Raw genomic sequence first — 11,835 nt, forward strand, 5'->3', positions numbered from 1 at the left:
CGTGTTCTCTCGTTCAATGGCTTTCGACGATCGCAGAAGGCTCACTCTGACCATCGATGACCAGCAGGTAGAGTGCTTCGAGGGCGATACGGTTGCGGGCGTCGTCATGCTCGCGAACACGACACCGTACCGACGCAGTTCGGTAACGGGCGAGGCGAGGGCGCCTCTGTGCATGATGGGCATCTGCTTTGAATGCCTTGTCGAAATCGATGGGGTTCCCAACCAGCAAGGCTGCCTCAGGCCTGTGGAGGCAGGGATGGTGGTTCGTCGCCAGCTTTCTATCCATAACCCTGCGCGGGAGAACGTCGCATGACGATAAGCGATCTTTGCGTGATCGGCGGTGGCCCAGCGGGGATGGTGGCAGCCACGCTGGCGGCGAACAGCGGTCTGGACGTCACTCTCCTGGACGAGCGACCGACCGCAGGTGGTCAGATCTACCGCGGATTGGTCGGTGGACCATTCCAGAATAGTCGAATTCTCGGGGCCGACTATTCGCGGGGCACGGCGATCATCGAGGCGTTCGCCAATGCCAGGCTCGATCGGCGGTTCGAAACGTCGGTCTGGAGAATCGACGCCGAGGATGATGCGTTCGCGGTGAACTTTTCCAGCAAGGGAAAGTCATGGCGAAAGAAATTCAAGAAGCTGATCCTCGCGACGGGTGCAATGGAGCGCTCTGTACCCTTCGAAGGCTGGACACTCCCTGGCGTCATGAACATAGGAGCAGCACAGCTACTCCTCAAAACGTCAGGCATTGTGCCCAAGGGAAGGTTGATATTGGCCGGAAACGGCCCTCTCTTGCTACTCTTCGCAGCTCAACTTTCGAAACTGGATGTGAAGCCGGCGGCCATCCTTGATACAGCTCCGGAGGTTTCGATCTTGCAGGCCGCCGTCAGGAACTGCGGCGGATTGTTCGCGAATTTCGATAAGGTTGCTAAAGGCCTTGCGCTCATCCGCAGCCTCAAGCGATCGGGTGTCCCAGTCATACGTCGGGTAACCGATCTCAAAGCCAAAGGAGATGGAAGAGTTCAATCCCTGGAATTCGTTGCCGAGGCCGGAGCTCGGGTAATGAACGTCGATCATCTCCTGGTGCACGAAGGGGTTATCCCAAACACCCAGATAACTCGTGCCTTGAAATGCCGTCATGAATGGGATCCTGTTCAACGATGCCTCCGGCCGGTGCTTGATGAACACGGCGAGACGTCACTTGGCGGCGCCTTCGTTATCGGTGATGCAATGGCAATCAATGGCGCTACCGCTGCACCAGCCAGCGCTGAGATCGCGGTCGCGCGCGTGATGGAGCAATTGGGCCGGAAAACCGACAACGGAAAGCGAATTGCCCGAACCCGTCAGAAGCTTCGCAAGGAACAGGCCTTCCGACCGTTTCTTGATGCAATCTACCAGCCTGGGCTCGCGGCGGCATCGGTAAGCGACGATACCATTGTATGTCGCTGCGAGAGCGTCAGCGGCGCCGATCTCAGGCAAGCTATCAGTGACGGCGCTGTTGGCCCATCACAGGCGAAGGCGTTCACCCGGTGCGGAATGGGCGCGTGCCAGGGTAGAGTGTGCGGATCAGTGGTCTCGCAGGTCATCGCTGAAGCGATCAATCGACCCGTCGGCGACATAGATGCATACAGCGTCAGATTCCCACTCAAACCCGTTCCGGTGCGCGAGATCGCGGCCTGCAAAGATCTCGATACTCAGGAGGACCACCATCATGTTGCATGAAACCGACGTCGCCGTCATCGGTGGCGGTCTTGTTGGGATCGCGATTGCGTATGGGCTGGCGAACCAGAAGGTCTCGTCGATAGTGCTGGATGAGGGCGACGGCGCCATTCGGGCGAGTCGTGGGAACTTCGGATTGGTATGGGTTCAGGGCAAGGGTCTTCTGCTGAAGGAATATACACCTTGGGCGATGAAGGCCGCCGAGTACTGGCCCGAGTTGGCAGAGAGGCTGATGTCGGAAACATCGATCGACGTCGGTCTTATGCAGACTGGCGGGTTGTTTTTCTGCAAAACGCCAGAAGCATTGGCGCAGCGTGTCGCCGATATGGCTCAGGTTAAGGCGCAGTTCGGAGGTGAGTACAACTACGACATTCTCGACAATGCGGGCGTCCGGAAGATGGTCCCCGAAATCGGGCACACTATCGCAGGAGCAAGTTACTCCGACTACGACGGTCAAGCCAATCCAATCCGACTCCTGAGAGCATTTCACAGGGCATACGGCGCCCTCGGGGGAACGTACCTTGCGAACAATGGCGTGCTGGGAATCCGCCATGTCGAAGGTAAGTTCGAGGTCCGGACCACGGACGGCATCGTGAGAGCGCAGCGCATCGTGTTGTCCGCGGGCTTGGGCAACGTCAAGCTTGGCGACATGCTGGGCGTCGAAATACCGATACGTCCCATGCGAGGGCAGATCATGGTCACGGAACGTCTGCCTCAGATGTTCGGTCTCGCGATGGAGCAGGTCCGGCAGACCGACGATGGCACGCTCCTTATTGGAACCAGTTGGGAGGATGTCGGCTTTGACCTCAGCACCACGGACGAGACCAGTCGCCGGATCGCGAATGATGCCATCGACTTCTTCCCGTTTCTGGCTGATGTGAAGATCATCAGGACATGGGCGGCACTGCGAATCCTTTCGCCGGATGCTTCACCCATTTACGACGAGTTGGTCCCCGGCGCCTTCCTCGTGACCTGCCATAGCGGAGTGTCGCTCGCCGCGATCCACGCCTTTGAGAGCGCGAAATGGATCGTTGAAGGCGCCGTTCCACAATCGATGGAAGCGTTTGGATTGAAGCGTTTTGCCAAGACAAAGCGGCCCCAACTCGTCGCCTAGGGCAAACAAACAGCTTTTGTTTTATCATCGCAGTTCGTAAGTTGACCGGACGCTATGCTATGTGAGGTCAGATGCGAAAGGATTTTTCGCTCCGCGAGGTCGAAGCTTTTGCCGCCGTAATGCGGCACGGCACGGTCACTAAGGCGGCTGATTTCCTTGACATCGCCCAGCCGGGGGTGAGCAAGCTTTTGGCACAGTTCGAGTCAAAAGCTGGCTTCACGGTTTTCGTCCGACAGAAGCAGCGTCTGATCCCCACGCCTGAAGCGCTCACCCTCTATGCCGAAGTCGAGCGGTCGCTCGTCTCGGTCCGCGAGATTTCCCGTGTGGCTCGCGATATTGGTGATCTGCGGACGGGACGATTGAAGATCGGTGTCTTGCCTGCCTTGGGAAGCGGCCTTGTGCCAAAGATCGTTCACGACTTCCTGTCTCAGCATCCGACTGTATCCGCTACCTTGAACATTCGGTCGACTCAGACACTGATTGAGTGGGCCGGCCGCAATCAAATTGACCTCGCAATTGGCGTAACTTCGCAGATCGAGAATCCTGCCATTGTCAGACGTCAGCTTCCCCCAGTCCCGATCGTCTGCGTCATGCCAAAGGACCATATTCTAGCGATAGCAGAAGTCGTGCGCCTAAAGGATTTAGAAGCCACCCCTTTTGTGTCGCTCTTGCCTTCCGATCCTCTCTCGATCCAGCTCGAGCAACATGCAGCGATGGAAGGAGTTCGACTTTCAGCGAGGATAGAAACAAATCTTGCCAGCGCGGCCATTGCATTCGCTTCTCTCGGATCGGGGGTCACAGTAATCGACTTTCTCTCGACCCAGGCAACCCACCTTGCAGGTATGGTTGTCAAGCCCTTCGAACCCAATCTTTCCATCAGCTACAGCATCTATCGTCAGCGAGGCGAAAAACTCTCGGCGATCGCAAGCGCGTTTATCGAGCATGCCATTGCCGAATTGAGTCGAACGATTGCGGAGACCGCAACACTGCGAAGACCTTGTAATACTCCGTAAGGTCTTTTTGCCGAAAGCTGATGGAGACCATATCGCCAAGGCCTCAGTGGGCTGTATGTCTTCTGATGAACTGCACCGCAGCCCTCTCGAGGGGCGCGATGAACCGCCTGCCATTCTTGAATCCACTGCTATCCTCACAGAACGAGAATTTGACCCTCTCCCGCGCTCTCGAAAGGGCCACAAGAAACACGTTGGCATCGTCCGTAGTATTCCAGAAGACATCGTCATTGAGTTCCACAAAGAACACGGTGTGATACTCGAGACCCTTGGACTTATGAATTGTCATCAAGCGGACAACTCCGCGCCCCTCGCCCCTCGATGGCATCGATGCACTGCTCCCACGATTCATCCTGACGTGCACGAGTGTCGTAGAAATCGCCTGTCGCTTGGCACTTAAACGGGGTCTTCCTCAATTTGTGTGGTGATGATTATTGATGAGCGGTAGCATGCGTGCTCTGAGGAGCTCCGTGCCTGCTTTGCCATACATCGCACGTTTGATCGTCTTCAGGCGGTTGATCTGGCCTTCCGTCTGGCCGTTGCTCCAGGGCAATTCGATGGCGTTGCGAACGGCGTCGATGTCACGGTGCAAAACCCGGGCGAACCGCACCATCGGGGAAAGCCCGGAGCTGACGGCGTCGTCGATCCAAATGTCGAGTTTGCTCGATTCACCGCTCCGGAGAATGCCGCGAAATCGCATGGCAAGGCTGCGCATTAGGGCAAACGCATGTGATCCCTGCTTCAGGACGTCTACCTTGCTAGCCTGATTGATCGTCAGCATGCCCCGTGGTTTGATGCAAAGGGCAGCCGCGACCACCGGCGAGATCACATGGCCAGTCTCCGGATCGCTTATCGGGATGACAGCATCGCGGTTCGGGTGATGCGGATTGATAGGAGCCGGCGACGCACTGTCCTTGACCGACCTTTCGGCGCGGCGCCAGCTTGCGAGAAGCCGCTCGAGATTCGAGAAACTGCCCGTGTAGCCGCGCTGTTTGATATCGTGGAACAGATGCCGTCCGCAGCGATTGCCATCTTTCCAGCACTCGGCGAGGAACGCCTCGAAGTATAGTGGGGATGTCGGCTTCAACGCCGACCTTCGCCGGTCGGGTGGCGTCTCGAAAGTCAGCCATTTCGCGATGCTGCGTCGGCCGTAGCCGGTGCGACGTGCGATCTCCGAACAGGACAGACCTTCGTTGCGCAAGGCGTGCACCGTATCGAACACCACCTGCCGTGATTGTCGATGAGCGTGACGCACCCGGAGCCGATGCGTTGCGTCAACGTGCGGATCATCCTGAATCAGATCGACTTGCGCGCTCCCGATGATTTTGTCCGGCAGCAATGCTCGTCCCGTGGCGCGGCCGGAAAGGCTCATCTGCTCCTCGATTGCGACCCGCAGATTCTGCATGAGATGGAACCGATCAGCCACCTGACGTGCTTGCGGCGCACCCTCGCGAGCAGCTTGCGCATACAGCCCGCATCGGTCTCGGCTCACGATCTCGACAGAAGGGTGCCGCTTCAGCCATCGCGCGGCACTCGCCACGCTCCGGTCGTCAAGGATGTCCACAACCGAACGGCGCTCCAGGTCGACGATCACCGTGCCGTAGCGCCAGGATCGCCGCCAGCTCCAGTCATCTATCCCAACAACCCGGATCGTGGCGTCGCAATCAGCGAGCGCGACATCCCGTTTCAGCTGACGCAGGATCGTGTCGTCGCTGACAGGCATGCCGAGCCGTCGCATCAAGCGCTCGCCGGGTCGGCCGCCTGCACTATGACCGAGCAGACCGACAATCTCCGCGACCCGCCTTGTCCGGCGCGCATAAGGGGAAGCAATCGTTGGCAATCGGTCGGAAAACGTTTGTCGTTCACAGTTCTGATGTGCGCACCGCCAGCGGCTCAACCGAAGCTTCACCGTGACGGCCTTGCCCTGGACCGGCAGATCTTGAAGGCTTCGGTTGGACCAACCGTGCCGATTTCGGGTCCGCCGTCCACAATCAGGGCAAATGCCGAAAGCCGGTCCGGCAGCGGAAACAACCCAACTATCATCATCCGTGAGCGCGACACCCAGAACTTTTGCCCCTGGGCCGGGCGACCATTTTGATTTGGTTTGCATGCCCGCCCATAGCGGCATCATGTCTAACGCTGAGTGAACCACACAAATTGAGGAAGACCCAATTAAGTGGCAATTCTCAATTTATGTGCGTGACTAACTATTTGAAATTATTGCAACCAGAGTCTGGCCATTAAATGGAAAGCGACATCAGCTCAAGGCAGCCTTGGCGCGCAGTGATATGAACGACGGCAACAGGTCGAGTGCGGACATGGACAGACCCCTTGCAGCGCCGGCCATCGGCGCCCATTGCAGAAATCGCTACGCCAAGCGCCTCTCAAAGGTCAGCGTCCGGCGCAATGACTTTCCCGGAAGCTATCAGCTCCGTGCTGCCGAGCGTCCAGAATATGTCTCTGAACCAAAACGAAATACTCTAGGCGGGCGCCTTTTCCTTCCTTTGTGTGCCCGCCCTGCGGGTGGCGGAGCGACGAACAATCCTCATGCGCGCCGCTTTCACAGGTCGCGCTTCTCCTTCGGAAAGGCCTTCGCGCGCCGCATCGACGATCGAAAAGGCCACGAAATCCGCCTGCAACTCTTCGATGAGCTGCTCCTTTGCGCGGGACGCTCCTTCTCGGTTTTCCCGCCAGAATACGATGCCGATGCGCACCGTCGGCGTCAAACGCTTCAGCCTGCGCACGATGAATTTGGCATGCCTCCCGGAATCCCGGTTGAGAAAGCCGATGATGACCGCGGTACGGCCCTCCAGCGCCAGAGCCCTGATGTTGCCGAGTTTCAGGTCCCGGTAGCTTGCCGATGTAGCCTCGGCACCCTGGATCGCGACGACCTGCGACAACATCGAGGCAGCCACGTCGTCCAGATCGCCCCTTCCCCCGATGCAAAGAACGGACTTCCCGTCCCCGTCCGGCAAAACATAGTCGTCGGCCTCATCGTCTTCATCTGAAACGTCGGCGTTATCGTCCTCCTCTTCCTCCTCTTCTTCGCTCGCGATTTCTTGAAGATTGGCGACGAGCACGTGCCCGCTCTCGGCAACCTGCTCCAGTTGCGCGTCCGTCATCGCCTTTCGCGCGCGATCCCGTTCTGCGAGCAGCAGCGCCGGAATGGCGACGGTGTCGTAGAATTCGATGAGATACTTCTCCTCGAGCATCTCCTCGGCATTGTCGGTCGCCTCGTCGGGATCGCCCGCGAGCAGGCGCTGATATAGGCGTTCCTTGGGATCGAGCACCGGCTCATTGCCAAAAAGGATTTCGAAGAACTCGAACTGGGGAACATGGCGGCCGAGAACAACGAGGCAAACCGTCAGCGGCGTAGACAGCACCAGCCCGACGGGTCCCCAGAGCCAGGCCCAGAAGATCGCCGCCACGATGATTGCAAGCGGGGACAGGCCGGTGCGCGAGCCGTAAAGCCAGGGCTCCACGACATTGTTGCTGAGAACTTCGAGGAGAACGAACAGAGCTGCGGTCCAGAGCAGCACGCTCCAGCCCGGCGCCACCGAAAAAGCCAGGAACAAGGGAACGAGCGCGGCGATGATGGGGCCGATATAGGGCACGAATCTGAGGACGATTGCCAGCATGCCCCAGAGGACCGCATTGGGTATGCCCAGCACCCAGAGACCGGCGGCCAGCGGTATGCCATAGGTGATGTTGACCACGAGCTGCATGAGCAGGTATCGGCCGACCCGAGAGCCGGCATCCTGGAGGGCTTGCGTTGTGCGGTGGAGGTCTCCGTAGCCCACGAGGCGGATGAAACGGTCCCTGAGGTCCTCCCGCTCCAGAAGCATGAAGATGACGACGATGATGATGAGACCGGTCGTGGCCAAAGGACCAACGAGAGGATTGACAATGCTCCTCAGCATTTCGATCGGGCGCTGAGGCGAGAAGATCTCTACCAGAAGCGGCTTGGGCGACTGCGCCTCGGAAGAAGGTTGGCCTTGAGGTTCCGACCGGTTGAGTTCGGTCCCGATCCTTTCCACGAGACGGCCAAGCCGCTCGATCACGCTGTTTTCCGACTCCGCCTCTTTCAGGGCCCTGATCTTGTCGACGATGTTGGACTGGTACGTGGGGAGGTTCCGCGCAACCTCGCTGACCTGCATCGCCACGACGGCGCTGAAGATCGAGAGCGAGAGAAAGGCCGCGGCCACGCTGACGATGACGGCGGGCATGCGCGGCAAACCGACTTTCCTGAGGTTCGCGACGACGGGTGCCAGCGCGAACGTAAGCAGGATGGCAACGGCCAAAGGCAGGAATACGGCTCGGGCGAAATAGAGGACAGCCACCGCGGCAGCCATCGCAGCGAGTGTTGGAAGCTTGGACGGCTGTGCCGGAGCTATCGATCCCGAGCCGTAGTCCCTGTTGCTTTCCTCGCTCATGTCCTTCCGCTGACTCCCGTGCAAGTGGATGAAATGGCGTCCCCTTGTTTCATTAAGCAGGTAGAGCGATTTGTGGATAAGCCCAGGGGAAAGCGGAGCGGGTCGCGCAACCCGCATGAGCGGCTGGTTCACGCGTCTCGAACCGGGTTCGAGGCGGAGGCTGAGTGGCGCTTGTCAGGGGCTGGCGGACCGCCTTCCGCCGCGGTCTGGCGGTCCGCATGCGTCCACGGATTAGCACCTAGTTTAAGTTGATGCCTGAGCTCGTCTAGAGAATCTGATGCGGATAAGGTGTAATAGCAGGGCCATCGGTTCCAATCCGTTCAAGGCGAGGGACGCGTCCGGACTGGGCCATATGTTGCCGGTTCCGGCCGTCTCGGTCGATGGAGTTCGAGTTAACACCCTTTGCTCTGAACACCCAGGGAGCGTCCGGAGCGTATACTTGGCATGACCCTGCGACTCAATTGGGGCCGGGGGTGGACCGGCGGCAGTTGGGCGAAATAGAAGCTATTCAGCAAATAACCCACTTCGGGTGACCGCGATTAAGCCGCAAATCCCCGAGAGCCCGCTCCGGCAGTTTGCGTCACAAGTTCTTCTGTCGCGGCTATCTCTCGCGCGATTTCGTGTCGCCCGACTATAGACTCGATAATAACTGGTGTACGAGACAAGATGGGTGCAAAAGGCTCGTATGCTCGCCTTGCAGCGAAAGACATCGCGAAATGCGTGCCCTTGCTATTTATTTCACTGATATGAAACTGAGCCAGCCGACTGCCGAAGCGCCGTAAGATGCGCACCGCTTGGTTCATCGAAGAGTCTATCTGGCGGGCATGAGCAAGGTCGAGACACAGCTTAGCTTCCGGCAGCCTCTCAAAGAACGGCTCCAGTTCTTCCGCAGTTCTGCCGATTGGCTTTCGAGAATCCATGTTTTCCAGGCAAAGCTGCGATCCAAGACTACGCCAATGGTCAAAGTCGCCGATGGTATCGGGGTGAACGACAATATTTAGGCCAAGATCCGCAATGACCATAAGCTCTCGAACCAAGGACTGCTCATCATCGAAATTGGTCGGCGCGTGAAAACTAATATAGCGGTATCGTTGGTTCAGACGAGGCAAAAGGCCTGGCAATGCCGCCAGCAGAGGAGGTAACTCAGCGGCGCGTAATGCAGACAGCTCCACTGCTGATGTGTGTGTTGGCTCAAGCAAATCCAACGCCGTAGCAAAATCGTCTCTGGCTATCGCGCCTGTTGAAAAACCAATCGTCGTCATCAGAATACTCCGTATTTCTTTACCAACTTGGCCAATGTTGGATTTGTCTCGAACAACAACTCGGTCAACGCAGTGTCAAACCGGGTTGCTATTTCCCTAGCCCCCAAAAATACCCCGTCTTCATACGCTGCTTGCGGAGACAACTCTTCAAGACTATTACGGCTGGACTCATCATCAAGAATAGCGAGAAACGCATCATAATTACCAAAAACATCGGAGGCCAATGAGGGCGCATAGCGCTCCACAATTTCAGCTAAAGATTGAAGCGGTGGACGCTTCGTCCAGGCAAGCAGATGGTCAACGAGATCCTGTGCCTCATAGTCATTATCCTGCTGGGAGCGGTCCTCAAGCGCCCAGGAAAGACACATGAGAAAGCCGGAAACGAATAACAACTTCCTCGACATCCGAAGCTTTATGTTTCGTAGGGCCCACTTTTGACCGGCCCTTGCCCGGTACTTGTTGGCGTAGTCAACCGCCATGGTTCGCCAAAAGCGAACGACATCATTTAGGAGAAAGCGGGGAATCCGGTCAGGCCGTTTATTACTCCCGATGAAGCTCGCATCTTCCTGGACATAGCGGTTCAGAATTGCCTGCACAATGCGGGCGTGCGTATCTACGCTCCCAGCTACATTTATGGGCGTAGACTCCAACAATAGTAATAGGCGACGAGTCATATTTTTGTTGGAATCCTCATCGCCGCCGACGGCATGTACCAAATCATGGCTGAAGATCAGGCCCCCAAAAACTTCTGTCGGACCCGGTTTTCCAAACCCTGCTTTTTCAAGCTCGGACGTGAGTTTGTGCGCTATCTGAAGGTGTAATGAATCCGCGCGTCCATCGATGAGCACTGTCCAGTCGAGGTCACTTCCAGTCGTGTATTCGCCCCGCGCGAGCGAACCGAACACGACAAAACTCCCTTCGTCCGTGGGCAGCAAACCGTCCGCAAGTTTGGCAAGAACCTTCAAACGCTCTGCGCTGCTGACCTCGGCTTCGGTAATGTGGCTCCATCGGGAGGCGTCGCCCCCCCCTAAGTCTGTCTAGTGCGGTTTCGGTCATCTAAAGAATGCTCGCCTTGAATCAGTCTTCTAGCTTTTAAACCTTTCGTGTGACTTTGTCTCTCTCGTGTTGACGAAGCCCTTGACCCCTCAAGAGAAACGGGTCGCGGCTTATCGAGAACAAGGGCCTGACTTGAACGGCCGATATGGGTGCGGATCAAATCTCTGTATGCTCCGCCAGATCCAGCGCATCCTCGATTTCCACGCCCAGGTGCCTAACCATGTTCTCGATCTTGGTATGTCCAAGCAGGATTTGGATTACACGAAGATTGCCTGTCGCTTGTAGATCATAACGGCGTTGGTTCGTCTGAGTGCGTGCCATATCGCGGTCAACCACTCATCGACCACTCTGGCTTATTGGCGAGTGCTGAGATGATCGGCATGATCGACCCGACTAGGAAACGCGTAGTCATCAACCGCCGAAATCGGCCTGCGGGTTCCGCTTTTGTCAAAAGCAGTCTCAGTCGGGGCTAAGCTCTGTTGCATTCAATGAATACAACCCACCCACACAGTCGATAGCCGCTTCTCAACCGCCGCTTTTACAGCATCTGAGCAAGCATCCGACACGACCAGGCCAAAAGGATTCATCGTCGGGTCTGGTAGGCCGCACTCGTCACTTTCTCCGACCGATTTCCTACCTGAGAGTGCGTAACGTACGGTCGCCCAGAGGGTCCAGGCCAGTGCGATCTCGCCCTCCTGCTCCTCGTAAACACTGCTTGCCGGAACGGTCTTCGACATAAGACCTAATTCTTCAAGAAGCATCGTGGAAATCAAATGCGCGGCGCAGTCCGCTAGCTGGATGCCTGTCACCAACCTTGAATCGCAGCCGAGTTTTACCGTCGCGTCGGCTGGCATTTTTGCGTTGGCAGGCCTCATGCCCTCATCGAGATGGACCGCTGCAATGTGCGTTCTCGGCGGGATATCGAGTTTTGAGAGAAGCGCGGCGACATGGGTCACGATTTTGGCACGCTCGGAGGTTGGGCAAATGGCCACCCCGATCTTACAGTCGTTCAAAATGATCTGGAGACGTTGGCGCAATTCCTGTCCCGCAGGGTTCCCATGCATCCTCATGCTGCTCTTAAACTCGTCGCGGGCGGGATCGAAACCGCAATCGTGTAAGGCCTGAACAACCTCCTGCTGAACGTCAGCATGGGCACACACTGCCGCCACGACGATGAAGTCACCGCGAACGTGAATGCTCTCGTCTACGAAGACATTCAAGAAGGTATCCATGGTGGT

Annotated in this window: 10 protein-coding genes and 1 pseudogene; 4 read left to right on the plus strand and 7 right to left on the minus strand. The window is 57.4% G+C overall.

The annotated features are described in order from the left end of the window. The first annotated feature begins 1 nt into the window (after window position 1). From FKV68_RS20475 to FKV68_RS20490, 4 genes are all read left to right on the plus strand, one after another. Window positions 2-313, plus strand: coding sequence for a (2Fe-2S)-binding protein (locus FKV68_RS20475; RefSeq protein ID WP_246452657.1), 312 nt, complete (start codon window positions 2-4; stop codon window positions 311-313). Next, window positions 310-1,725 carry an NAD(P)/FAD-dependent oxidoreductase gene (locus FKV68_RS33550; RefSeq protein WP_180941822.1) on the plus strand — a complete coding sequence of 472 codons (1,416 nt, stop codon included), beginning with the start codon at window positions 310-312 and terminating at the stop codon, window positions 1,723-1,725. Before FKV68_RS20475 ends, FKV68_RS33550 begins: the two co-directional genes overlap by 4 nt. Continuing rightward, window positions 1,715-2,836 carry an NAD(P)/FAD-dependent oxidoreductase gene (locus tag FKV68_RS20485; RefSeq protein ID WP_180941823.1) on the plus strand — a complete coding sequence of 374 codons (1,122 nt, stop codon included), beginning with the start codon at window positions 1,715-1,717 and terminating at the stop codon, window positions 2,834-2,836. The genes FKV68_RS33550 and FKV68_RS20485 overlap by 11 nt, the downstream gene beginning before the upstream one ends. Before the next feature lie 71 nt (window positions 2,837-2,907). After that, complete coding sequence (locus tag FKV68_RS20490; protein ID WP_180941824.1) at window positions 2,908-3,849, plus strand: LysR substrate-binding domain-containing protein; 942 nt, start codon at window positions 2,908-2,910, stop codon at window positions 3,847-3,849. A gap of 43 nt (window positions 3,850-3,892) precedes the next feature. Here the strand turns inward: FKV68_RS20490 and FKV68_RS20495 are convergent, their stop codons facing one another. From FKV68_RS20495 to FKV68_RS20520, 7 genes and pseudogenes are all read right to left on the minus strand, one after another. After that, window positions 3,893-4,198, minus strand: coding sequence for a 3'-5' exonuclease (locus tag FKV68_RS20495; protein ID WP_180941932.1), 306 nt, complete (start codon window positions 4,196-4,198; stop codon window positions 3,893-3,895). A gap of 60 nt (window positions 4,199-4,258) precedes the next feature. Continuing rightward, window positions 4,259-5,956: an ISL3 family transposase gene (locus tag FKV68_RS20500; RefSeq protein WP_245181791.1), complete on the minus strand. Its 1,698-nt coding sequence runs from the start codon at window positions 5,954-5,956 to the stop codon at window positions 4,259-4,261. Between the two features lie 370 nt (window positions 5,957-6,326). After that, on the minus strand, window positions 6,327-8,279 hold the full coding sequence (locus FKV68_RS20505; protein ID WP_180941825.1) for an AI-2E family transporter: 1,953 nt from the start codon (window positions 8,277-8,279) through the stop codon (window positions 6,327-6,329). A gap of 539 nt (window positions 8,280-8,818) precedes the next feature. Continuing rightward, window positions 8,819-9,541: a hypothetical protein gene (locus tag FKV68_RS20510; RefSeq protein WP_180941826.1), complete on the minus strand. Its 723-nt coding sequence runs from the start codon at window positions 9,539-9,541 to the stop codon at window positions 8,819-8,821. Continuing rightward, window positions 9,541-10,506 carry a nucleotidyltransferase domain-containing protein gene (locus FKV68_RS20515; RefSeq protein WP_180941827.1) on the minus strand — a complete coding sequence of 322 codons (966 nt, stop codon included), beginning with the start codon at window positions 10,504-10,506 and terminating at the stop codon, window positions 9,541-9,543. Before FKV68_RS20515 ends, FKV68_RS20510 begins: the two co-directional genes overlap by 1 nt. A gap of 247 nt (window positions 10,507-10,753) precedes the next feature. Continuing rightward, window positions 10,754-11,013: pseudogene (locus tag FKV68_RS33180) on the minus strand (site-specific integrase); the annotation flags it as partial. Window positions 11,014-11,082: 69 nt separating this feature from the next. Beyond that, entirely contained in the window at window positions 11,083-11,829 is a 747-nt protein-coding gene (locus FKV68_RS20520; RefSeq protein ID WP_180941828.1) for a hypothetical protein, read from the minus strand. Between the last annotated feature and the right edge of the window lie 6 nt (window positions 11,830-11,835).

The sequence above is a fragment of the Sinorhizobium mexicanum genome (assembly GCF_013488225.1).
In the GTDB taxonomy this organism is placed as follows: Bacteria; Pseudomonadota; Alphaproteobacteria; order Rhizobiales; family Rhizobiaceae; genus Sinorhizobium; species Sinorhizobium mexicanum.

Coding starts and splice junctions, on each gene's coding strand:
- FKV68_RS33550 (WP_180941822.1), top strand. CDS start 310: ATGACGATAAGCGATCTTTGCGTGATCGGCGGTGGCCCAGCGGGGATG.
- FKV68_RS20485 (WP_180941823.1), top strand. CDS start 1,715: ATGTTGCATGAAACCGACGTCGCCGTCATCGGTGGCGGTCTTGTTGGG.
- FKV68_RS20490 (WP_180941824.1), top strand. CDS start 2,908: ATGCGAAAGGATTTTTCGCTCCGCGAGGTCGAAGCTTTTGCCGCCGTA.
- FKV68_RS20495 (WP_180941932.1), bottom strand. CDS start 4,198: ATGAATCGTGGGAGCAGTGCATCGATGCCATCGAGGGGCGAGGGGCGC.
- FKV68_RS20500 (WP_245181791.1), bottom strand. CDS start 5,956: ATGCAAACCAAATCAAAATGGTCGCCCGGCCCAGGGGCAAAAGTTCTG.
- FKV68_RS20505 (WP_180941825.1), bottom strand. CDS start 8,279: ATGAGCGAGGAAAGCAACAGGGACTACGGCTCGGGATCGATAGCTCCG.
- FKV68_RS20510 (WP_180941826.1), bottom strand. CDS start 9,541: ATGACGACGATTGGTTTTTCAACAGGCGCGATAGCCAGAGACGATTTT.
- FKV68_RS20520 (WP_180941828.1), bottom strand. CDS start 11,829: ATGGATACCTTCTTGAATGTCTTCGTAGACGAGAGCATTCACGTTCGC.